General features: G+C 66.9%; 19 protein-coding genes. 6 read left to right on the forward strand and 13 right to left on the reverse strand.

All coding sequences use genetic code 11. The features are described 5' to 3' along the window. Positions 1–946: ATP-dependent DNA ligase (locus WEB06_20755; GenBank protein MEX2558050.1), on the reverse strand; the 946-nt coding region annotated here is incomplete at its 3' end. Positions 947–993: 47 nt separating this feature from the next. Next, complete coding sequence (locus WEB06_20760; GenBank protein ID MEX2558051.1) at positions 994–1,329, reverse strand: STAS domain-containing protein; 336 nt, start codon at positions 1,327–1,329, stop codon at positions 994–996. A 136-nt stretch (positions 1,330–1,465) separates the two neighbouring features. Between WEB06_20760 and WEB06_20765 the strand changes: the two genes are divergently transcribed. Next, positions 1,466–2,632, forward strand: coding sequence for a DNA topoisomerase IB (locus WEB06_20765; GenBank protein ID MEX2558052.1), 1,167 nt, complete (start codon positions 1,466–1,468; stop codon positions 2,630–2,632). Here the strand turns inward: WEB06_20765 and WEB06_20770 are convergent. The 7 genes from WEB06_20770 to WEB06_20800 all read right to left on the reverse strand — a co-directional run bounded on the left by WEB06_20770 (position 2,629) and on the right by WEB06_20800 (position 12,423). Further along, positions 2,629–3,585 (reverse strand): TIGR03557 family F420-dependent LLM class oxidoreductase, encoded by a 957-nt coding sequence (locus WEB06_20770; protein ID MEX2558053.1) that lies wholly within the window; start codon positions 3,583–3,585, stop codon positions 2,629–2,631. The genes WEB06_20765 and WEB06_20770 overlap by 4 nt on opposite strands. Positions 3,586–3,649: 64 nt before the next feature. After that, positions 3,650–3,886 (reverse strand): DUF6458 family protein, encoded by a 237-nt coding sequence (locus WEB06_20775; GenBank protein ID MEX2558054.1) that lies wholly within the window; start codon positions 3,884–3,886, stop codon positions 3,650–3,652. Positions 3,887–4,124: 238 nt separating this feature from the next. Then, positions 4,125–6,083, reverse strand: coding sequence for a PQQ-binding-like beta-propeller repeat protein (locus tag WEB06_20780; GenBank protein ID MEX2558055.1), 1,959 nt, complete (start codon positions 6,081–6,083; stop codon positions 4,125–4,127). A gap of 4 nt (positions 6,084–6,087) precedes the next feature. After that, positions 6,088–7,854, reverse strand: a complete 1,767-nt coding sequence (locus WEB06_20785) for a hypothetical protein (GenBank protein ID MEX2558056.1) — start codon at positions 7,852–7,854, stop codon at positions 6,088–6,090. Between the two features lie 22 nt (positions 7,855–7,876). Then, a complete protein-coding gene (locus WEB06_20790) occupies positions 7,877–8,206 on the reverse strand; it encodes a cupredoxin domain-containing protein (GenBank protein MEX2558057.1) in 330 nt (109 codons plus the stop codon). A 42-nt stretch (positions 8,207–8,248) separates the two neighbouring features. After that, a complete protein-coding gene (locus WEB06_20795) occupies positions 8,249–10,150 on the reverse strand; it encodes a hypothetical protein (GenBank protein MEX2558058.1) in 1,902 nt (633 codons plus the stop codon). A gap of 218 nt (positions 10,151–10,368) precedes the next feature. Next, positions 10,369–12,423: a PQQ-dependent sugar dehydrogenase gene (locus WEB06_20800; protein MEX2558059.1), complete on the reverse strand. Its 2,055-nt coding sequence runs from the start codon at positions 12,421–12,423 to the stop codon at positions 10,369–10,371. Between the two features lie 148 nt (positions 12,424–12,571). On the opposite strand from WEB06_20800, the gene WEB06_20805 reads away from it, so the two are divergent. Then, positions 12,572–13,606, forward strand: coding sequence for a glycosyltransferase family 1 protein (locus tag WEB06_20805; protein MEX2558060.1), 1,035 nt, complete (start codon positions 12,572–12,574; stop codon positions 13,604–13,606). On the opposite strand, the gene WEB06_20810 is transcribed toward WEB06_20805, so the two are convergent. Further along, on the reverse strand, positions 13,571–14,740 hold the full coding sequence (locus WEB06_20810) for a glycosyltransferase (protein MEX2558061.1): 1,170 nt from the start codon (positions 14,738–14,740) through the stop codon (positions 13,571–13,573). The two genes, WEB06_20805 and WEB06_20810, sit on opposite strands and share 36 nt — an antisense overlap. 211 nt (positions 14,741–14,951) lie before the next feature. Here WEB06_20810 and WEB06_20815 point away from each other — a divergent pair, with 211 nt between their 5' ends. Continuing rightward, positions 14,952–16,427 carry a sugar transferase gene (locus tag WEB06_20815; protein ID MEX2558062.1) on the forward strand — a complete coding sequence of 492 codons (1,476 nt, stop codon included), beginning with the start codon at positions 14,952–14,954 and terminating at the stop codon, positions 16,425–16,427. A gap of 31 nt (positions 16,428–16,458) precedes the next feature. On the opposite strand, the gene WEB06_20820 is transcribed toward WEB06_20815, so the two are convergent. Continuing rightward, positions 16,459–17,184 carry a class I SAM-dependent methyltransferase gene (locus WEB06_20820; protein MEX2558063.1) on the reverse strand — a complete coding sequence of 242 codons (726 nt, stop codon included), beginning with the start codon at positions 17,182–17,184 and terminating at the stop codon, positions 16,459–16,461. Between the two features lie 120 nt (positions 17,185–17,304). On the opposite strand from WEB06_20820, the gene WEB06_20825 reads away from it, so the two are divergent. The 3 genes from WEB06_20825 to WEB06_20835 all read left to right on the forward strand — a co-directional run bounded on the left by WEB06_20825 (position 17,305) and on the right by WEB06_20835 (position 21,108). Continuing rightward, a complete protein-coding gene (locus WEB06_20825; protein MEX2558064.1) occupies positions 17,305–18,417 on the forward strand; it encodes a glycosyltransferase family 4 protein in 1,113 nt (370 codons plus the stop codon). Then, complete coding sequence (locus WEB06_20830) at positions 18,414–19,349, forward strand: glycosyltransferase family 2 protein (GenBank protein MEX2558065.1); 936 nt, start codon at positions 18,414–18,416, stop codon at positions 19,347–19,349. Before WEB06_20825 ends, WEB06_20830 begins: the two co-directional genes overlap by 4 nt. A 745-nt stretch (positions 19,350–20,094) precedes the next feature. After that, positions 20,095–21,108 carry a sulfotransferase gene (locus tag WEB06_20835; GenBank protein ID MEX2558066.1) on the forward strand — a complete coding sequence of 338 codons (1,014 nt, stop codon included), beginning with the start codon at positions 20,095–20,097 and terminating at the stop codon, positions 21,106–21,108. A 194-nt stretch (positions 21,109–21,302) separates the two neighbouring features. Here WEB06_20835 and WEB06_20840 read toward each other — a convergent pair whose 3' ends face one another. After that, on the reverse strand, positions 21,303–22,208 hold the full coding sequence (locus WEB06_20840; GenBank protein MEX2558067.1) for a glycosyltransferase: 906 nt from the start codon (positions 22,206–22,208) through the stop codon (positions 21,303–21,305). After that, positions 22,208–23,494: a mycofactocin biosynthesis glycosyltransferase MftF gene (gene mftF, locus WEB06_20845; protein ID MEX2558068.1), complete on the reverse strand. Its 1,287-nt coding sequence runs from the start codon at positions 23,492–23,494 to the stop codon at positions 22,208–22,210. Before mftF ends, WEB06_20840 begins: the two co-directional genes overlap by 1 nt. Positions 23,495–23,508 lie beyond the last annotated feature (14 nt).

The following is a 23,508-nucleotide window of genomic DNA, read 5'->3' on the forward strand; positions in this document are numbered from 1 at the left end:
GACCAGGATCTGGAACGCCTTGTCCTCGGTACGACTGTCTCCAACGATCTGGCCATAGTGCCGGTCGACCACCTCCCGGAGCGGGCCGATGCCCGGTCGACCGCGGCGAGCGAGGTCGACCAACCCCGCGACGAGCTCGCCCCACGTGAGCCCATGGGTGCGCATCGCCTTTCGCCGATCGGTACGGCTCGAGCTCCTCGACGAGCTTCTTGCGGAACGCCGCCGCGAACGACGCGGCAACGCCGACCGGCCACAGGTTGTCGCCGTCGTAGAGCCCGAGGAGGAGCGAGCCGATCCCATCGCCGCTCTTGTAGGGCCGGTAGCCTGCGACGACGCAGTCCGCGGTTCGCTCGTGTTTGATCTTGAACATCACCCGCTTGTCCGGCACGTATCTGATCGAGGGCGGCTTGGCGATGATCCCGTCGACGCCGGCGCCCTCGAACCGGTCGAACCAATCCCGTCCCTCCTCGATGGACGACGTCGCAGGGATCACGTACACGGGTGGCTTCGCGCCGGCAAGCGCCTCCTCGAGCGCGCGCCGGCGGTCGGAGAACGGCCGGTCGGTCATGGACTCCTCGCCCAAAGCGAGCAGGTCGAAAGCGATGAACGATGCCGGTGTCTCGCGGGCGAGCATCGCGACCCGGGAAGCGGCCGGATGGATGCGCTGCTGCAGCGCCTCGAAGTCCAGACGCCCGTCTGCCATGAGCACGATCTCGCCGTCGAGTACGCATCGCAGCGGCACCGCTCGTTTCAGCGCGCCGATCACGTCTGGGAAGTACCGGTTCAACGGCCGCTCGTTCCGGCTGCCGAGCTCTATGTCGTCACCGTCCCGGAACACGACGCACCGGAAGCCGTCGAACTTGGGCTCGTAGAAGGCGCCTTCGGGGATCTCGGTCACGAGCTTGGCCAGCATCGGCTTCACGGGCGGCATCACCGGCAGCTTCATCCGCCCGGCAGTATGCCGTGGATGACGGTTCGTCGCCGACGCGCCGCTCAGGCGGGGGTCGGAGCGGAGGGCCGCCCCAACAGGAGGCGCTCCGCGATCCCTGCCTCGTGCAGGATGGCCCTCACCTGCTCGCTGGGGTCCAGACTGAAGCCGATCCCTTCCTCGTTGCACCGGTGAGCACAATGGATCAGCGAAGTGATCCCGGTGCTATCGATGAAGGTCACGTCGCGAGCGTCGATATGGATGGATCGGGGCAGCATCTGCTCGCAGAGGTCGAAGGCCTCCTCGAGACGCATCGCGGTTGCGACGTCGAGCTCACCTCCGCACACCACGGTCCAAGCAAGATCGTCGTGCTCGAGCTTCGTGTGGAACGCGGTGTCCACGAGTCCTCCCGGGCCGAAGGAGCGAACGATCCCGGATACCTACCACGATCCGGTCATGCTCACACGCACAGAGTGACGACGCTTCGAAAACGCCCCGGCTGGGAAAGGAAGCCGAGCCTCATCCGGAGACGAGACCATGCCGAAGAAGACGAATCGGACTCAGCGGACGACACGTGCGCCGGTGGAGGATCCGGCCGTCGAAGCCGCGCGCGACGCCGGCCTGGTCTACGTCGTCGATGAAGCCCCGGGGATCCGTCGTAAACGTTCCGGCCGAGGCTTCTCCTACGCCGGCCCCGACGGCAAGACGATCAGCGATAAGGCGGACCTTCGCCGCATCAAGGCGCTCGCCGTGCCGCCCGCCTGGACGGATGTGTGGATCTGCTCGTCTCCTCGCGGACACATCCAGGCGACGGGCCGGGACGCGCGTGGTCGGAAGCAATACCGCTACCACCGAGCCTGGCGGCAGACCCGCGATCAGACGAAGTACGAGCGCATGGCGGCGTTCGGTGAAGCCCTGCCGGAGATCCGCAAGCACGTCCGGGAGGACATGAACCTGCCGGGCCTCCCGCGCGAAAAAGTTCTCGCGACCGTCGTTCGCCTGATCGACCTCACGTATATCCGTGTCGGCAACACGCGCTACGCCAAGGACAACGGGTCGTTCGGGTTGACGACGATGCGAGACCGTCACGTCGACGTGTCGGGCTCGACGATCCGGTTCGAGTTCCGCGGCAAAAGCGGCAAGATGCATACGGTCGACCTTCGCGATCAACGGGTCGCGCGCATACTCAAGCGCTGTCAAGAGATCCCCGGCCAGCACCTCTTCCAGTACCTCGATGAGTCGGGCGAGCGCCGCCTCATCGACTCCGAGGACGTGAATGCCTACCTCCGGGCGTCGACCGACGAGGACTTCACGGCGAAGGATTTCCGCACCTGGGCGGGAACGGTGCTGGCGTTGCGCGCACTGCGAGACGCTGCGCCGGCGACGTCTGAGCGCGAAGCGAAGACCAACATCCTCGGCGCGATCGAGACGGTCGCATCCACGCTGGGGAACACGGTCGCGGTGTGCCGCGCGTGCTACGTGCACCCCGCGATCGTCGACGCTTACCTCGACGGGTCGCTCGCGACGTTGCCCAGACTGCGGGCGAGGAAGAACGGTTCCGAACCGGACGACCGGCTGCGCCCGGACGAGGCGACCCTGCTGGCGTTCCTGAAGCGCCTCCCGGGATCTCTGCCCCCGGTCGAGGATGCGCTCCGCAAGAGCTTGAAAGTAGCGAAACGGAAGCCTCGCCGCCGCGCGGCCTAGTTCCGGAAGCGCGGCAGGATCTCTCGCTCATAGAACGCGAAGAATCCGCGCTGATCCGGCCCGATCTGATGGACGTACACGTGATCGTATCCCGCGTCCGTGTAGGTGCGGATCGCTTCGAGGTGCCGGTCGGGATCCGGCCCGCACGTGAGCTCTTTGCAGACATCTTCCTCGGATACGAGCTCCGAAGCCTGCTCGAAATGGCGTGGCAGGCGAAGCTCGACCGACAGCTCGCCGGGGAGCGCGCTGTTCGGCCACCACTTGCGCGCCGTCTTGCGCGCAGTCTTCTCGTCGGCGGCCCAGCACACATGGAGCATCCCGATCCGCGGCTTGTTCTCTCCGCCCGCCTTCGCGAACCGGCGGACGACGTCGTCGTCGGGGACCGTCGATATGAGCCCGTCGTTCTCGCCGGCCAGCTCGGTCGCGCGCTCGCCCTTCGCGGCGACGTAGATCGGCGGCGGCTCCTCGGGAAGCGAATACACCCGAGCCTGCTCGACGGTGAAGTACCGTCCGCGATGGGTCGTCTGCTCGCCCGACCAAAGCTGGCGGATTACGTCGATCGCTTCGGCGAGCATCTCGACCCGCGCGTCGCCGGCCGGCCACGGTCCACCGATGATGTGCTCGTTGAGGTTCTCTCCCGTGCCGAGCCCAAGCCAGAAGCGGCCGGGGAGGAGCGCAGCGGCTGTGGCGGTCGCCTGTGCGACGATCGCGGGATGGATCCGGATGATCGGACAGGTGACTCCGGTGCCGATCGGGATCCGCTCCGTGACCTGTGCGATGCCGCCGAGCACGCCCCACACGAAGGGGCTCTGTCCCTGACGATCGATCCAGGGATGATAGTGATCCGAGATCATCAAGAAGTCGAAGCCGGTCTGCTCGGCGGCGGCCGCGAACGCGACGAGGTCTTCCGCCGCGTGCTCTTCGCTCGAGAGCGCGTATCCGATCTTAGGCATGTTCCTTCGGACCCGGTCACGGACCGGCACCGGGCCTCTGGTCCCCGGTGCCGGTCCGATCGGGCTAGTGGTGGTGGTGAACGGGCTCGTGCACGTCTTCGGTGATGACGGTCTCGTCGCGACGCCGGTACCACGGCGACCAACTGCTCCAAATCATCATGGAGAGCAGAAGCCCGATCGCCCCGACGATCATGAGGATGACTCCGACGGCGTTGAGATCGATCCCGCGTGTGTCCGCCTCGACGGCGAACGCCAGGATCGCGCCGACGGCAAACAAGAAGATGCTGGCACCGATGCCCACGGCTCGCCTCCTTTCGTCCGCCTTTCTTTACCCTCGGGATGTGATCCGCTAACCGCGCGCGAGCCGGGGCAAGGCTTGAAATGCGAAGCAGGCGCTGCACTCACCTGGGAGCCGAACGAATCCGCCGTGCGAGGAGATTAAGGAGGGCGGGCTCGAGCTTCAGGTGCCAGAGAGAGGACGGCCGAGAAAACCCGACCCCGTCGGATCCCGCGAGACCTTGCCGTAAGGCCGTCCGAGTCTAAACCGCGAACAGCTTCCCGAACATCCCAGGATGGAGGGAGCAGTAATAGTCGTAGACCGTGCCGGCCACGAGCGGGCCGAAGAAGTCCACCGGCGCCGTCCCCCCGAGACCGATCGGATCCTGACCGAACAGCGGAGGCTCGCCCGCCGCCGGCTTGTGATCCACGTCGTGAGGAGCGATATCGAGGTTCAAGAACGTGAGTTTGGGGTCGTCGGCCTGCACGACGGCGACCGGCGTCAGGTAGGTCGTCACGACGGCGCCCGGCGCGGCAACCACGGCGGCCCCATTGCCGAGCCCGGGAAGCGCGGGTAGCTGCGGCAGCGACGGCAACCCACCGCCGCCGCCCGAGCTGGGCCGGAACGCGAGCACGTACCCGCCTCCCCCAGCGACCGCCGTTCCGACCGTCGCGTAAACCGTATTGCGCGCGACGCTGACCCCGCCCCAGGTGACGGCCGGAGGCTGCACGCCCGGACTGCCGATGAGGGGGATGACGGTGGCGGGGAGCCCGGTCGAAGCGTCGATGCCCCACAATAAGCCGCGGAAGTCGAGCGAGTAGACCACGCCGTTCGCGACGGTGACCGGCGGACCCCAGTGCACGCCGTCGAGCATGGGGGCGATCCAGTTGAGTCCGCCGTCGTTCGCGCCGACCGACCACACGTAACCGGGGACGGTGACCGGACCGTAGATCGACTCGCCGTCGTAGGCGGTCGAGCCGACGATTCCGCCGACGGAAGTCGGAGCCCCGACGAGGGACGTCCAGCCGTCCTGCTCCCCCATCGTCGCCGCGTCGAACGCGTGGTAGACGCCCGACTTCTGCCCGGCGCCGACGAACTGAACGCCGTCGCGCGTGAAGATGTTGGGCGAGGCGCCGAAATCGAGGTCGATGTCTCCGCACGAGCCGATGCCTTGCGGATAGTACGGCGGGGGGTTACCGGGGATGTCGTAGCACGGGAGCGTCGAGAGCCCGCGCACGTACTCGTCGACGTTGCCCTTGTACGAGTCGACGACCTCGCCGAACGTCGCGCTCGTCTTGTCGAGGTCCACCTTGATCACGGCATTCGCGTTCTCGTGCTCCCCCTGCGGCTTGAAGGGGTTGGCCGTGCCGACGAACCCGACCTTCGCGTCCGGGTCGATCGCGGGCGTGGACCAGACGCCGGCGCCGGCGAACTCATCGTCCGGCTGCAACGGCGGGTGCACCGTGTAAGTCTTCTTGAGCACCACGCCGGTGACCGCATCGATCAGCACGAAGCCGCCCTGGAAGGCGTAGCGGTCGGCCTCGTCGCCGAGCTCTGCGGAGCCTCCAGAGACCCCCTCGAATACGACGCCGTCGAAGATCACGGGGCTGGAATACACGTCCGCGCCCGGCTGATCATCGATGACGTCAACGGTCGTGGCGTCCGTACGCGTCCAGGACGACTGCCACAGGATCGCGCCGGTCGCTTGATCGAGCGCGATCACGTAGGGACCTTCGCACTCCGTCCCGTTGCACGGATTGCGCGACGCGTGCGACACGGCGGCGAATAGCCGGCCGCCGTCGAGCCCGAGCGATGAGTTGATGCCCCCTCCATCCGGCATCTGAGTCTTCCAGACGAGCTCGCCGGTGTCGGCGTTGATCGCGAACACCCAGCCGCCGTTCGAGCCGACGTACACGCATCCGTCCGCCACGATCGGCGTACCGGTGAAGTCGCCGTCCCCGCCGGCTTCGGTCGAGGAGAACGTCCATGCCGGTGCGAGCGAGCGCGCCTCCGCGGGTCCGATCGTCGTCTCGAGCGGCTGCGTGCGCGTGTTCGCGTAGTCGTGGCCGAAGGTCCGCCACTCACCGCCGGGCCATGGGTCACCGGTCGAGGTGGTCGTCGGCGCGCACGTCGCCGCGGCTACTCCGGCACCCGGAGCAACGACGACCGCCGCCAGAGCGACGGCCAGAAGGGCCACATGGAAGACCGCTCGTCTCGTCATCGCTCTACGGTGCCCAAGGCTTCGAAGCCAGATCGCGGAACAGCTCGCGTCGGCTCCGATAGCCGTAGACGACGTTGGAGCGCATCGGCGCCGACTCGTTCAACGTGCCGAGATCGACCACGTAGTCGTCCCGCGTCCGATGAAGGTCGTCGCAGTTGATCGCGTTGCGTTGGATATCCGGGTCGATCCCGTACGGAACGGCGGCGTTGCGCCCCAGGATCCCGTTACGGATCGTCCGTTCCGGCGTCGGTGCCTTGACCGTCGGGTCCTCGATGTCGCCTTCCAGCGCCCACGGCATCCCGTAGCTGTTGAAGATCTCGAGCGCCTCGGTCTCGTTGGCGCGCGGGAACTCGCGGAGCCGCGCGATCATGCCCTGAGGCGATCCGCCCCAGATGCTGTCGGTCCCCCACACGACGCGTTTCGGGCCGACGTACCTGATGAGCTTGCCGAGCACATGAGCCGCCTCGTACTGGTCCGACATCACGCCCGACCACACCGAGCCGAGCTCGGCGTAGACGTTCGGGACGTTGCCGAAGGTCTTGCCGGCCGGAACGTAGTGAGACGCGTCGTGCCCCGCGTCGATGAGGCTCTTGATCAGCGAGTCGATGCCGCGTCCCTGCCGCGTGACGAAGTTCGGCGTCGGGTACGGCCCCTGCGAGTCTCCGATGTCGTAGCCCGAGTGGTACACGATGAACGCGATGTCGGGGTTCTGCTTCGCGGCCGGACCGACGTCGCGGGGAGACGCTGCCCGCTGGTCGAAGCCCGGGAGCGCGAACCCTTTGTGCGTCGCGATGACCTTCGGCGCGCCGAGCGTGTCGCCGACGTTACGGACCTGAGCGATGAACGCCTCCCCCACCCGGTCGTCGAACATCCAGCCGGAAGCGTTCGGTACGTCTCCCCAGGGGCAGTACGTTTTCCAGCCGCGCAGGATGTTCGAGCCGTCGGGTCCATACAAGCCGGCGATGTCCTCCATCGCATCGAACTCTTCCTGCATATACAGCGGGTCCGGCCCGACGGGAGCTTGGTTGGAGCCGTACGCGCCGCGGTTTGGCATCACGAACGCGTGCATGACGGCACGCTGCGTGCCGCCTGCCATCTCGTTGACCATGGCCACGGTCTCCGCGGCCTCCATGATCGGCAACGGCTGATTCTCGGGCGACGACGGCACGGCCGATAGCACGCACATGTTCGTCGCGCTGTCGAGGTACATCTCTTTGACGTAGTGGTAGCGCGACAGGTTGGCCATCGGGTCGAGTTCCCCGGCGCCGAACCCGCGGATCGTCCCGTCCGGACGCATCCCCGGCGTGCCGCCGGTCGGCCCGGCCTGCGACCACGCCGCCGTGAAGAACACCTCGAAGGCCGGGTTCCTTACGCGCCAAAGGCCGTTGGCGTCGATGTGGTGGCTTTGGATGTCGAAGATGAATTCACCCGGCATGTTGCCGAGCGTCGCGACACCGGACGCGCCCTCCCACTCGAGGTCGCAGGGCTCGGTCGTCTCGGTGTTGTCGGCGCGTGCGTCGCCTCCGAACCGTAGCCCGACCTGATTGATCGCCCACAGACCGACGGTGTACGCCGCTGCCGTGCGCACGAACTGCCGGCGCGACATCCCCATCTTTCGGCGCAGGCGCTCGGACTCTTCGTTGGCCAGCCGCATGATGAGCTTCTGCTTCTCGGTCGGCGGCGGCGGGATGAACTCGCCGTTCGAATACGGCGTCACGTCGAGCGGCAAATCTTCGGACAGATCCGGCCAGGAGCGTTTCCAGTTGAGCATGACTCGTCCTCGTGTCGAGACGTCAGATGACCCGGAGCGTGCCTTTCATGATCGGGTGGAGCGAGCAATAGAACTTGTACGAGCCTTTCTTCAGATTCTTCACGCCCACCACCGCGGTTTTCTTACCGATCGTGATCACGGCTGAGTAGAAGAGGCCGCTCGTCGAGCGGACGTCGTGCGGCGCGATGTCGAGGTTGACGAAGTTGAGCGCCTGGCCCTTCTGCAGGACAACGAACGGCGTGTAGTAAACCGGCGAAGCGGCGTTGCCGGGCCCGGCGACCACGAACGACGGCGCGGCGCTCGCCGGCGTGAACATCGCAAGCACGGCGACCACCGCAACGAGCGCTACCAACACGGACCCCCTGCGCTTGCTTGAATGCATCCTCCTCCCTCCCTACTCCACGACTTGGAACACGCCGCGCATGAACGGATGGATGCGGCAGAACAGCGAGAACGTGCCTGTCTGGGATGGCGTGAAGTCCCAGAAGAGCCCGTCCTGCAGCGCCTCGCCGGTCGACTTGTTCGGTCCGCCGAGCTGGCCGCTCGCCGGAGAGAAGAACAGGCCGTAGCCGATCTCGGTCGAGTCGAAGTCCATCGTGTCGTTCACACCCGTGCCGCCATTCGCGATCGGATACGAGATCCCGGTGCCACCGGTACACGGCTCCTTGCAGCGGGTCCAGGTGTGCCAGATGTCGAGCGGCGAATCGACGTTCCAGAAGCGCGCCGGCTTCCCGAGCTTCAGCTGCGGGACGCCCATAGTCCCCGCGAGACCGAGGTCCGCCTGCCCGTACGTGAACCCGACCGACACGAGCTGGTCGACCACCTGTCCGGACATCTCCGGAAGAGCCGCTCCCGCGGCGCCTCCGTGGTTACTGGCCTCGTCCATGTGTCCGTGAGTGACCTGACCACGGAGGCAGAGCCGCTTCGTCGCGCTCACTGCGTCGGGCGTGCACGAGGGCGTCGGCCAACCCGGAGCCGGCGTCGCGAGTTCGGGGAGGCCTTGATCCAAGATCACGTTGTCGTCGAAGACGTCGACGCCGGGCCCGTTGTGAAGCGCGTCTTCCCGCTCGGTCTCGGCCGGAGCGACCATCGCTACGACGATCCCCATGTTCTCGTACCAGGACGCGTTCTGGGAGTCGTAGATCGCGTTGAGCCGGAGGATGTCGCCCTCTTTGATCTTGACCTTCCAGCCGAGCGTCGAGCCGGTCACCGTCATCGAGAAGTCCCACGAGTCCAACTCGTCGTAGACGCCGGCCTCGATCTTCCCGTTGCCGTTGACGTCGTTGTGCTCCCACGGGACGGCCTCGGAGAAGAAGATCGGCTTCTCGACGCCGTCACGGACGAGCGACACCTCGTCGCGGATCCCGCCGGGGTGCAGGTGGCCGCCGATGCCGATCAGGGTCCCCTCGAAGTCCTTGGTCACCGTCCAATCGGCGCCCGGAACCGTGATCGGGACGCCCTGTTGCGGCGTCACATTGCCGTAGACGTCGTGGCGCGCGCAGTTCTGCTCGGGCCACGAGCACACGTGCAGTCCGGTGCCGGCGCCGATCGCCGGATCACCGAAGAGCGCCGAGTCCGTTGCGCCGAATCCGCGCTGCACGTTGAACACCGGGTTGCCGCCGGTGTCGGTGGCACCCGGGGCGATCGGCTTCTGCTGCACGTCGAGCCACACGGGCTTCACCGGCACGATGCCGAGCGCCTCGGCGTCTTCCTCCGCGACGAAATCGACGTCGTAGGTGATCCAGACAGGCCGCGGCGTCTGGATCGCGTTGTGGACCATGTAGAGCAGCAGCCACGTATCGGTCGCGCCGACGTGCATGCCGTAGCCCGGCGGGAACGTGGCGATCGTCTTCTCCTCACCGGCCGCGAAGAACGGGCCGCTGCCGTACTGCGGGTAGACGTTCAGCCAGGTCGCGTGGTGGAGGTGGATCTCCTCGATCGGCGGAGGCCGGTTGGTCACGTCCACGAGGTCGGGCCGGAACCGAACGATGTATCCGTCGTATGCCGGCTTCTGGATGGTGACCGGCTCGATGAGGACGTCGTTCTGGCCGGGCTTGGCCATGATCGGGCCGAAGACGAAGTGAAGACGCTTGCACTTGTCCCCGTAGCCGGACCAGAGCTTGGTCTCGTACTCGTTCGTGGAGGTGCACTCCCCCGCCGGGACGGGCTCGAGGAAGCCCGGCTCGGGAAGCGGGTGCGGCAGCGGATGGACCGGCGATGGAGCCGCCGCCGCGATACCGAGACCGGCGGCGACGATGCTACCGACCAGGAGCAAAACGCGGATACGCCCGTGCATGAGTTGGCTCCCTCCCCAGGGTGGTGCCCGTCGCGCCCGACGTGGTCCGATCTCAGGCTCGAAAGGATTTCCGACCGGACAGTAGCATTCCGGTTGGTTCGTCATGCCCCGGAAGGTTTCCTGCCCATTCGCCTGGTCGAAAAATCGGGCCCGTGACGAGCCCGACCAGGGCCTTTACCCTCCTGCGCCGCTGACCCCCGAAGCTTCCGAGGACGCCGCTACTGAAGGGCCAGCTTCACGAATCGAGCGGTGTACCAGGTGGGAGATGCGGGCGTGGTGATCGTGTGGACCCGGGTGCCCTTGTCCGACCACGAGACGAATTGATACTTGCCCTGCGGGCTCGGGGCCTCGATCTCGAACGCCCACCCGGACCAAGACGTGATCGTTACCAGCGCCTTGAACGTCTGACCTGCGACTTTCAGCGTCAGGCCGGTCGGATTGGTGTTGAACGTCAGCGGCACCTTGATGGGCAGCACGGTCCGGCTTACCGTGCTGGAAAGCCCGGCCGAGTCGGTCGCCGTCAGGTACACGATCAGATGGCTGTTGGTCGCCGCCTGCAGATCCTCGGGCTCGGGAGTCGCGAAGGAGATGTTGTTGCCCGACACGGGGCCGACCCACGGATGCGTGTGATTATCGTGGAACCGGAGCACGGTCCAGGTCAGCCGCGACGCCGGCACCGCGCCCTCTTGCTCGTCCGTCGCCGACCCGCTGAGCGTGAGCGTCTGGCCGACACGGAAGTAGGAACCCTGAGCGGGTGAGGCGATGGTGGGCACCGGCGGCGTGTTTCCCACCGCGACCAAGATCGTGTCGGGATCCGATGTGAGTCCCTCCGTATCGCGGACACGCAGCGACGCGACGTAGCTGCCGTCGGCCGTGTAGGTGTGCGACAGGCCGGACCCTGCGGTCGTGGCGGTGTCGCCGTCACCGAAGTCCCACAGGTAGGTGAGCGCCTGCCCCTCCGGATCGGCGCTGTCCGACCCGTCGAAGGTCACCGTCAGAGGGGCCGGGCCGGAGGTCGGAGCCGCGGCGATCACCGCGACCGGGACGGGAGAGAAGGAGATACGGCGGATCTGGCCGCCTGCCTGGAAGGTGGCGTAGTAGAGCGACCGGGTCGGGTTCGGCGGACCGAACTCGAGGTGGGCAACCGTGCTGTTGCCCAGATCGGTCGCGAACGGCGTCATGGTGAACCCGCCGCCGGACGAGCCGAGCAGGAAGATCCCGCCGCAGACGAAGTCTCCGAACAGGTACTTTCCGAGGTACGTCGCCGGCCAGCCGCTGTCGGCCGGCACGAACGCTCCGCCGGTGATCGAGCTGCATCCCGTCGTGTGGGCGTAGGAGAAGATCGGATCCGTCATCCCGGCGGGAGGCGGCCCGCAATTGGTCACCGACCCCGTCTTACAGTGGCCCTCTCGGACGTTCCAGCCGTAGTCGGCTCCGGGCTTGGACTCGTCGATCTCTTCCCAGAGATTCTGTCCCACATCGTTGATGTAGAAGCGCGCACCGGCCGCGGCCGGGTCCATCGCGAAGCGGAACGGGTTCCGCAGGCCCCAGGCGTACGTCTCCTTGCACCACACGCCGGGCGCCGCGCTCCCGGTGATGCCGCATCGGGCCGAGGCCATGGCGTTGAACGGGTTGTCCGGCGGGATCGTGCCGTCGCGGTTCACGCGCAGGATCTTCCCGAGCATGACGTGCTTGTCGCGTGCCGCGTCGTTGAGCGTTGCGCATCCCGAGTTGCCGGCGTAGTCGCACCCACCATCGCCCACGCTCACGTAGAGCTTCCCGTCCTTGCCGAATCGGAGATCCCCCGCATTGTGATACCCGCCGTAGGACAAGATGTTGTCGATGAGCACGACCTCGGACGATGGAGCGACGACGTTGGATGCGGGCAGAACGAAACGCGACACGCGGTTGACAGGAACGGTCGCCGAGTTCACGGGACACCCGGTGAACTTCTTGAAGGTGTAGAAGAGGTAGATGAAGCGGTTGGTGGTGAAGCCCGGATCCACCGCGACCCCGAGCAGACCCCGCTCGCTGTTCGCGCACAGCTTCGACGAAACGTCGAGCGCGGGCGTATCCAGCAACGTCCCGCTGGGGGTGAACACTCTGAGCTGGCCAAGCTTCTGCGCCACGAGCATCCGGCCGTCGGGCGTGAATGCGATCGCGGTCGGCTGGAACAGCGGCGCGACGAGCTCGTCGCCGAACCCGAACGGAACGGTGACGGCCGCCGACGCCATGGGTGCGAGGACCGACATCCCGAGCAAGATGACGGCCATGACGGAAACCGCTTGAATGGCCCGGCGTCCCCGCATCCCAACCCCCCTGGTGCCCATACCGTTTCGTCGCGCTCCGGGGGATTCCTGCCCATGACACGGCTCTCCGGCGCCCCGTATCCTTCCGCGGTCGCCTCGGGGAGGAGCTGACGTGAGGATCGTCGTGAACGGCCGGTTCATGCTCGGTCCCCCGACCGGCATCCATCGGGTCGGCAGAGGGCTCGTCGACGGGGCACGGGCGGCCGGGATCCCGTTCGAGGTCGTGGCCCCCAACGACGCCGACGACTCGAGAGCCGACCGGCGGACGTGGAGGCCGCCGGGTCGCGTCGGTGAGCACCTTTGGGAGCAGGTCGTCCTGCCCTGGGCGGCTCGGGGGCGGCCGATCATCTCTCTCGCCAACACCGCCCCGCTGGCGGCGAAGCGCAGCATCCTGATGACTCACGACCTGGGGTGGGACGTCGATCCACGGTGGTTCAGCCGCATCGGTCGGCTCTACGGCCGGCTCGCCTCCGCCTCCGCGCGGCGAGCCTCGGCTCTGCTTTCGCCGAGCGAGCAGATCCGGTCGGAGCTCATCCGCTCGGGTTTCTCCCCGGACCGGGTGTTCACGGTTCGAAACGCGCTCGAAGACGGCTTCGGCCCGGCGGCGCCGGAGGCCGTCGCGAGCGCGCGGAGCCGCCTTCGGCTCGACGCCCCGTACCTCCTCTGCGTCGGCTGGGCGGATCCTCGCAAGGACGTGGCGACCGCGGTCGCGGCGCATCTCCGGATCGTCGGACACGCTCCTCATCTCCTGGTGCTCGTCGGGGGACCGAACCCCAACTTCGCGCCGGTTCGCATGCCGGAAGCTCCCACCGTGCGTCGCACCGGATATCTCGACGGCCCCGAGCTGCGCGCCGTCCTAACGGGTGCGGCCGCGCTCGTCTTCCCCTCGCGATACGAGGGATTCGGCCTGCCGCCGGTCGAAGCACTGGCGTGCGGGGTGCCCGCCCTGGTCTCCGACATCCCCGTGCTGCACGAGAGCACCGGCGACGCGGCTCGGTTCGTGGCCGCCGGAGACGTCGACGCGTGGGCGAGCGCAATGAGCGACGCGCTCCGCGGCGAGGTCGTTCCCGGGCGGCCGCCGGACTGGCGGTGGGTAGACGCCGCCGAGCAACTACGGGCCGGACTGTCTTCGCTCGGGTTCCTGTAGCGCGACCGCCTCCATCACGTCGTCGAGACGGTTCACGAATCTCGTCCATGTGAACTGCTCGGCGCGGGCACGTGCGGCCTCGCGAACGCCGGGGATCGGGCCTTCGCCGGAGGTCGCCCGCGCGATCGCCTCGGCGAACGCTTCCGGCGTCGGAGGCACCAGCCAGCCGGTCTCGCCGGGAACGACGGTCTCGCGCGGGCCGCCGGAGTCCACGGCGACGACGGGAGCTCCGCACGCCATCGCCTCGAGCGGCACCATGCCGAAGTCCTCGTTCAATGTCGGAAGAACGAGCGCGGCGCAGCGACGATAGAGCTCCCGCAAGCGCTCCTGGGTCGGCTCCGTCTCGAACGTCACCGGCAACCCTCGCGCCTGCGCGCGGAGACCCTCGAGATACGCCCCGTCGAGAGGGTCGACGCCGCCGGCTATCACCATCGACGCGGTCGAGCCGCGGCGATGCGCTTCGGCAAGTCCGGCGATCGCGAGTTCGATGTTCTTCCACCACTTCACCCGTCCGGCGACGAGCAGGAACCGCTCGCGAGGGTTCCCGTCGTCGGTGAACCATTCCAGGTCGACGCCGGGCGGAAGGACCTCGACCAGACCCGACGGGCGCAGGCCGGCGCGCTCGGCGCGTCCGCGGATCTCCTCGCTGCTGACGAACACGTGCCGGAAGCGTCGCCACATCCGCCGGTCGGCGATGTTGAACGCCGGGCCGAGAAGGGATAAGGCGAGCGCCTTACGAGGATCGCGGCGCTTGAGCGCCTGGTTCGTCGCCGGGTCGTGGAAGATCTTGAGCGGCGTGTGGCAGTAGCAGACCGAGGGCAGGCGGTTACGAGCGACGATGAAGTCGCCCAGCCCTTCCGAGGAGACCAGAAGTGCCCTGCTGCCGTCCTCGGGAAGGCGGGCTCTCCCCATCGTCCACGCAGCGTGGGCAAGCGGGCCGATAGACCGCTTCACCGACACTCTCGGTGACAGCTCGACGACGGGATTACGCGATAGCTCCGGGAACGTTCCTTCCGCCTCGAATCGGTGGGTATAGAGGGTCCAGGAGTGTCTGCTACGACGGAAGAGCTCGACGAGGATCCGCTCGATCCCGCCTTGCAGGTAGGTCCAGGGATGGTAAACGGCCAGCCGCATCGAAGGGCGAGTCTAGCCCGTCGACCATCTGAGGCTCCGGCAGCGGCCACAATTTCAACTTCACTCGCCGTCTCGACTGAATCACCCACAGTCGCCCGAACTTGCCGCTTAGAGAGGATTCCTTGGCTCTTCGGCGAATCCAGCGACAAGGGGATTCGTTATCCGCGTGTAAGGCTCAGACGTAACCCGCGTACATGTACAGGGGACACGCGTGACGACTGACATGGCCACAGGCACTGTAGAGGAACGCCTCGGGCGGCCTCACGCTGCAAAGCCGCAGGTCAAGACGCATGCCTCGGTCGCGGCCGGCGGGCGGTTCCCGCGCTGGCTCCGGGCCCTCGACACGGTTCACCGGGCGGATGGGCCGCGGGTTCTTCCGATCGACGCTCTCGCCGTCGGCGGCGCCGCCGCGCTGGCCGGTGTGCCGGTGAAAGCGCTCGTTCCGCTCACGGCGGCCCTCATAACGGTCCTTTACGTCTCTAACTGGTACCGCTTCCGGACGACCCTGGAAACGCAGGGCGTCCTCTGGGCGATCTCGCTGATCGGGATGCCGACGGCTCTCACGGTTCTCGTCGCGTTCGCCATCGCGCCGGACATAGGCTTGTGGCTGCGCAAGGACGTCGTTCGTTTCGGAGTTGTGGCGGCCTCGTCGCTCATCGGGATGCGACTCCTCACCTGGCTGACACTCGTCGAGGCTCGCCGCCGTGGCATCGGCCTTCGGCGCACGCTGATCGTCGGCGACAGCAAGCACGGCCGCCTGCTCTCACGCAAGCTCATGAGTTTCCCGGAGGTCGGGCTCCTTCCCGTCGCGATGTTGCCGACGGGCAACGGTCACGGCTACACGCGGTTCGTCCCTTCGTTCCCAGCCGCACAGGAGCTTTCGCGCGCGATCGCCGACGCCGACATCGAGCACGTCGTGCTCGCGCCCGACGGCAGCGACGAGGCGATCCTCGAGTGCGTGAAGGGATCCGAAGGGGACGTGTCCTTCTCGATGCTGCCGCCGATGTCCGAGTTCTTCCTGCATCCCGGGCTCGTCACGCAGGCCGGCGGGCTGCCGCTGATCTCGCTCGGCAAGATCGCGCAACATCACCGAGCCCTCCCGGGCAAGCGTCTGTTCGACATCGTCGTCGGATCGCTGATCATGCTCGTGATCGGGCCGATCCTCGGGCTCGTCGCGCTGGGCATCAAGGTGCTCGACCGGGGGCCGATCCTGTACCGGCAGCGCCGTGTCGGCCGCGACGGCGACGTTTTCCACATGCTCAAGTTCCGCTCTATGGTCGTCGGCGCCGAGCGGCTGATCATCGATCTCCGCGATCACAACGTCAGCAACGGACTGCTGTTCAAGGTGTACGACGACCCGCGCGTCACGAAGGTCGGGCGCCTGATCCGCCGGCTGTCGATCGATGAGCTGCCGCAGCTCTGGAACGTTATCCGCGGCGACATGTCGCTCGTCGGTCCCCGGCCGCTCGCCGTGGAGCCACAGGACTTCGGGCCGGTCGACAATCAGCGTCACGCCGTGCGCCCGGGGATCACCGGATACTGGCAGGTCTCGGGCTCGAACGAGCTTACCTACGAAGAGATGATCAAGCTCGACTTCGCGTACATAGAGAACTGGTCGCTGTGGCTCGACATGCGGCTCCTCGTCCGCACGATCCCGGCGCTGCTCCACCGACGCGGCCCGTCGTAAGCACGGGGCCGTCCCCTTGAACGCTTAACGCTTAACGCTTAACGCTGCGCGGTGCGACGCAGTACCTAACCCGCTCTGCGTGTCCGTCGTCATACGTGGTGGCCTCGTCGAAGACCGTAGCGCCGCGCCGCTCGAAGAACCTCCGAACCGCTTGCTCGGTCATCCAATAGGCCCTCATCGACGGCCGGTTCAGGAGCTGATGCCGAACGCGGCCTGCGATGGCTCGGACCCTCCGATACCGGCTCTTGGGAGGCCGAAGCAGCTCGAACACGATCAACCCTTCGGGGCGTGTTACCCGCAGGAACTCCTCGAAGTAGCGCCGGCTGTATCGCGGAGGCATGTGCTGAAGAGTGATGTTCGAGTACACGAGGTCGAAGGAGTCAGACGGAAGCATGCGAAGCTCGTTCGAATCGTTGAGCACGTATGTGCACCGTCCATCGACGGAGCTCATCTGGTTGGCCAGCTCGATCATGGACGGAGCGATGTCGATCCCGACGACGCTCTCGAAGTGATCGGCGAGTGCCCGGGAGAGCCTGCCCACCCCGCAGCCGAAGTCGAGAGCACGCCCCTTCGCGACCGCCACTCCCAGCCCGTCGATCGTCTGCATTACTTGCGCGATCTCGGTCCGTCCGGTTTCGAAGAAGGCGTCCAGATCCCACTTGTTCCCGCGCCTACCGTCGGCGGTGATCACGGCCCACAACGGATCGGTCTTGCCGAATTCGTTCCAGTCCTTCTGGATCCTGCGCAATGAAACCATAGAGATCCAGCGTATTCGACACTGGGGCGGAGAGGCCTTCCGGACGAGCCGAGATCACCGGAGCAAGCTCGGCTCCGGTAAGAGCCCTGGTACATTGACCCGGCGGCCCTGCCGTGGACGATGCGCATCCTCTTCGTGAACGACCTCCCGCTCGGCGCCGGCTGGGGCGCCGAGATCTATGCCGCCCGGCTGCTCGACGGCCTGCAGAAAGCGGGCGATGAAACCGCTCTGTTCGCGGGCGAGGTCAGGCATCGGGGTCTCGGACGCCTCCTCGACGCTTGGGATCCATTGGCCCGTCGCGCGCTTGCGCGTGTCGCCGCCCACTTCCGGCCCGACGTCGTCCACCACCACAACATCCTCCGCGAGCTCTCCGTATCAGTCCTGGGCGTCCCTCGGGGCGCGGCGACCGTCCTGACCGTCCACGACGTTCGGTTGTTCGGTGTGCCCGACGACCAGGCCCGCGGCTTGCGGGCGGCGGCAGCACGCCTCAAAGGGGTCGTCGACACCCGCATAGCGAGTCGCAGCATCCACGTCGCGGTCGCGGTATCGGAACAGATCGCACGGCGCCTGCGCACGGCCGGGTTCCCGGACGTGGAGCATGTTCCCGTATTCGCTACGGCACCCTCGAAAGAACCCGCGCCGATCCGGACATCGACCGACGTCGTCGTCGTCGGACGGCTGAGCCCCCACAAGGGAGCCCACGTCGCCGTAGAAGCATTCGGACGAATAGCGGCGCGACATCCGACGGCACGCTTGCTGATCGCCGGCGACGGCTCCGAGGCCATCAAGCTGTCAAGACTCGCGGCTCCGTTCGGCGATCGCGTTCAGATGCTGGGGCGGCTCGCCGAAGACGAGGTCCGCACGCTCATGGGAGCCGCGCGCCTCCTCGTCGCCCCCGCCATCCCGCGACTGGTCCCCGAGGGGGCCGGCATCACGGTGATCGAGGCGGCGCTTCTCGGCCGTCCGGTCGTCGTGAGCGACGATCCTGCACTCCGGGAGTTCGTCGACAAGAGCGGAGGGGGGCTGATCGTCCCTCCGGAGTCCCCCGAGGCGCTCGCCGCCGCCATGGACCTGCTCCTTTCCGATGACGAGATCGCGGGCCGGCTCGGCGAGACGGGGCGACGGTACGCCCTCGCGCACCACACCACGGAGGCTGTGGTTCCAAGGATCCGTGCCATCTACGCCCGCGCGATGCAGCGTGCCGGTTCGCCGGCGCTCGGGCCAAGCCTATGACTACCCCGCCGCTCGTGAGCATCATCCTCCCGACACACAACCGCGCCGATCGCCTGCCGGCGGCAATCCGAAGCGCGAGCGCGCAGACCCTCCGCAACATCGAGATCGTCGTGGTGGACGACGGTTCGGCGGACGCGACTCCGGCCGTCGTGGAAGCGCTCGCCGCCGATGATCGCCGGATCCGCTACCTACGGAAACCGCAGGCGTCCGGCGCGGCCAGGGCGCGGAACCACGGGATCACGCACGCCAACGGCGAATTCATCGCGTTCCTCGACGACGACGACATGTGGCACCCGACCAAGATGGAGCGGCAGGTCGGGTATCTGACCGAGCACCCGGACGTGGGGGCCGTTTCCTGTCACTACCGGATCGTCTTCGAGGGCAAGCAGCGGATCACCGTGTGGAAGGGTCCGACACGACTATCGGCGCGCGGGCTGTTGTGGAACGACTTCGCCGGCGGCGCCTCCTTCATCGCGCTGCGCAGGAGCGCGTTCGACGAGAGCATCGTGAGATTCGACGAACGGCTGCCGCCGTGCGAGGACTGGGACCTCTGGTTCCGCCTGGCGGAGAAACGACGATTCGATGTCGTGCCGGAGCCGCTGTGCACCTACGTCTACCACGGGTCTCAAGCGCTGACCGGCACGCGAGAGAAGCTCCGTGACGGACACGTGCGGTTCATAGAGAAACACCGCGCGGAGATGTCGGAGGCGTGTCTTGCCTACCATGAGGCGAAGCTGCAGCTGATCGGTGCGGAGAGTCAGCGCGAACGCCTCGCGCTCCATCGTCGATTTCTCTTCGAGCTGCCCCGCAAGGTCCGCTCCATCGTCGCCGCCGAGTCGCTGGCGGCCCGGATCGGATGGGTGATCGGAGATCCCGCGATCGGCGCGCGCCGTCTATGGCGCATGATCGAGAAGCAGGAGCGTCCGACCTAGCAACTAAACGGTCTTGCGGGCGATCACGAGCGAACGCATCGCGCGTGACGGCAGGAGGCGGCCGAGCAAAGGCGAAGCGGCGCGCGTGGCCCAGAACCCGAGTCCCTTGGCGGAGTGAGGAACCCATCCGAGCGTGTCCTTCCGCGCGATCTCGAAGCCAGCGTCCTCGAAGGGGCGGGATACTCGTCCAGAGTCGGGATACCGCGGAAAGGTCGATCTGTTTCCGCGCCGCGCTCGCCTACCGTAGGGGAACCGGAATGGCGACGCTAAGCCTCGCGGACCGCCCCGCACCCGAACTCGATCGTGCGCAAGGCTTCCGGTCTCGAAGTCTCCGAGCGCGGAAGAAGCGAATCCAGGAAGAGCGGCACGTACGTCGTGCGGAGCGTGCAGTGCTTGCCGGGCCTCGCGGTCCCTCGCCGATAGCGCACGATGTTGCGTTGTAAGCCCTACCCGTACGGCCTCGCGTCGTCACTCGGTACCGGTGCTTGGCCGGCGCTAACCTCGCGTCCCGCCAATGGTTCACCATTTCTCGCGGTCTCGTTCAACGTGCGCACCTTGGCTTTCAGTGTGACCCGCTGGTATCCTGCGAGACCCTCGACCGCAACCGGCCCAAGGAAAACAGATCTCATGGTATAGCGCCCAACAGAGGGTTCAAGATCGTTCAAGATTCCAATCGGTCGACGGGACGCGCCCGCAATCGGGTTCGAAGCGCCGTCTGACGGGCTGTCCGAAAGAGAGTCGGAAGGTGCTCGATAGGAAGCGCACCCCAGCGCCAGTCATCTTCATCTGCGGGAAGGGCCGGAGCGGTAACACCCTCGTCGGCCGCATACTCAACGAGCGTGGCGACGTCGCGTTGCTTCAGGAATTGCACTTCTTCGGGGGGCTCTGGTCGCCTCGTTCAGGAGTCGTGCGGCTTCGTCGAGATGAGGCCACGACCCTCGCGACGGAGCTCTTTCGGCGCGCGCGGAGATTCCTGAAGGATAACGATATCGACACGAAAGCTCTCGAAACCGAAGCATCCATGCTCGTATCAAACCTTCCCGACGACGCGTTGACAGCTCCCGCGCTCTTTCGCGAGGTCCTATCGCACGAGACCTCTTCTCGCGGGAAGGCCATCTGTTGCGAGCAGACCCCGCGCAACGTCTTCTTCGTGGACAAGATCCTCGACCTCTTTCCCGACGCTCGGGTGGTCGTAGTCGTGCGCGATCCCCGCGGCGTCCTCGCGGCTCAGAAGGAAAGGTTGAAGGCGATGGAGCGCTGGCGGCATGCGGTACCCGCCGAGCGACGGCGATGGCGGATAAATTCCCATCCCGTCCTCGTCGCCCAGCAGTGGCGGGTGGCCGTACGGGCGGGCGAACGCCACGCCGGCGACGAACGCGTGTTCGTTCTGCGCTTCGAGGATCTGGTCGAGCGTCCTCGAGCCGTCCTGCCGCGTCTCTGCGACTTCCTCGGATTCGGGTTCGACGAGAGCATGCTCGACGTGACCCACAGTCGCCCGTATGCCGAGCTCCGCGGCCGCCGAGGCCTCGACCCGCACGAGGCTTTTCGGTGGCGCAGGCGTCTCAGCCCGACAGAGGTCTTCCTCTGCGAGCTCGTGGCCCGGCGCGTGATGAAGCGTCTCAGCTATGAGCCGGTAGGTGCTCGTCCAAACCCGGTTGAGCTCGCACGTGCAGCTGCCGTCTTGCCCTTCTATGCCTTCGCCGCGCTGACGCTCAACCGTTCTTACTACTACCAGCTCACCCGTTGGCTTCGCCGCTGAAGCCGGCGAGACGAACTTCCTGACACCTACTCGCGGATAACTGAGGTCCCGCAGGCGGCTCTCGACCCTCGCGCCTCGCGAACTGCGTCTCCGGCTGCTCGGCAGAAGCGGGCGGAACGCGTTTTGGGGTAAGCCGATCCAACCAGGGGTAGCCGCATCGAACACGCGTAGAGGTCGCAGCTCGCCCTAACTAACTAGTGCTGCGGACGAGCGAACACTCCCGACTCGAGACGCAGCCTCGAAGCACGGATCGACCCGACGACCACCCCGAACGCCTTCACCGTAGCGCCGGCAGCGCCCGATTCGTACCCCCTGACGAGGTGACGTGCGGCGAGCGCGATCCCGTCGCCCCACAGCCGCCGTCGGAACAGCCGCCATGCCCCGGGGTCCTCGTTGCGGATCAGTTTCACGGCGAGCGCACCCGCTCCGACCCCGTACGCGTACTCGCGGGCCACGGCTCCCCTGCGGGTTCGCCAAAGCCGGTGCGTAACGACGATCGTCGGGTCGTAAAGGCCCACCCTCGCTGCTCGCAAGGTTCTCCAGAAGGCATCTTGGTCTTCTGCCGCGCGAAGGGGGGTGCCGGGACCCATCCGTTCGTCGAAGCCCATGATCGCCTCCAGCGCATCCCTCCGGAACGCCATATTCGCTCCCGAGCCGAGCCCGGCCGGATCCGATGGCCCGTCGAACCGCTTGGGTGTCTCGTCGACTACGGCGGCCGATGCGATCGACGCCTCGCGATCGCCGAGAACCCTTCCCGTCACGAAGCCCACCCCCACGTCGGCGAACCCTGCTTCGATCCGGACGGTCCAATCCGACGGAACCTCGCAGTCGTCATCGGTGAATGCCACGATGGGCGCGCGAGCGGCCCTCCACCCGGCGTTGCGCGCGCGCGACGTGCCGGGAACCTCGAGCCGGATCACCCGTGCGCCCGCTTCACGGCCGATCTGCGAAGTCGCCGAATCGCGGGATGCGGAATCGACGACGATGAGCTCATCGAAGGAACGAAGGCTTTCGATGATGGAAGCGACGGCGCCATGGAGTAGCGACGGCCGGTCGCGCGTCGCGAGCACCACCGTAACGCCGGCCGCCGACGCGCCCATCACGACGGCTCGGTCAGTTGCGGCTCCGGGAGCGCCGACCGCGTCGCGGGAAGGTTTCGCGCTGATAGATGGAGCCGGATCCTAAGAGCGAGTGGACGCAGTGTTCGATAGCGGACGCAACCGGCCAATGTGCCGATGCCGACGGCGAGCGAGTCGAGCACGAACGCAGCGACGAACCGCAAGAGGTCGAGGTGAGGTCGCCGGCGGAACCACTCCACGATGGCCGGAAAGATGACACTCGCTCCGGCAACCCCGAGACCGAACACCCATCCCCGCCACGCGCCGGCCAGCGCGACGGATATCGCCGCGGCGGGGATCGCGTAATGTCGCCCGGCGAAAGAAAGCGCCCGGTAGGCGCTCGACGCGTAGCCGGCGAGGACGCGAATGGCCGCATCTATAGGGCCCCCGGAACCGCGTTCGCTCACGACGGCTGCGGTCGCCTCGGCCAGCGCAGGTACCAACACGACGGCAACGAAGGCCGGATGGATCACGGCGAGGCCGATCGCCACCGCGGCGCCCAGCGCCATCCCTGCAGGAGCGTCGACACGACGCCGGTTGCCAGGGAATCGCGAGAGGAAGACGGCCTGCGCCGTCGTGTAATTGATCCGGTTCAACAGGAAAGGACCGAGACGGCCCCGATGCTCGTGCCACACGACGCCGGCCGGCCGGTATCGAACCTCGCCCCGCTCGATCAATCGCCAGATGAGGTCGACGTCCTCGCCGAAGCGGAGCGAGGCATCGAAGCCGCCCACTTCGAGGAAGACCTGCTTGCGCACAGCGACGTTGCACGAAGGAAGGAACTCAACCTGGGACCCGGGCATGACGCGCGCAGAGGTCTCTCCCATGTGGAGCGGTGAGACGGACGACTCGTATCGTTTCAGCCACCCGTCTGGGCTCGCCTCCCGCACGCTGCCGCCCGACGCCACCACGTTCGAGTCCTCGAGATCGCGCACCAGGGTCCGCAGCCATGCCGAATCCGCGATGCAGTCGCTGTCGATGAAGGCAACAACGTCACCCGTCCCGGCACGCGCCCCGACGTTCCGACACTCCGACTGCCCGCGATGCTGCGTCTGCGCCAGCAGCCTCACCGAGCCGCGGTCATAGGAGGCGACAGCCGAGGGCGTCTCGTCCGTCGAGGCGTCGTCGACCACGATGATCTCAACCCGATCGCGTGGGTAGTCGAGCGCCAGGAGGCTGTCGATGCATGAGCGGATCCCGGCCGGACGGTTGCGGACGGGGATGACGACCGAAACCCTCGGGAACTCTTCACCGAGCGAATCCTCCATGAGGGCTAGGATAT

It is taken from the genome of Actinomycetota bacterium (assembly GCA_040905475.1).
Lineage (GTDB): Bacteria > Actinomycetota > AC-67 > AC-67 > AC-67 > DATFGK01.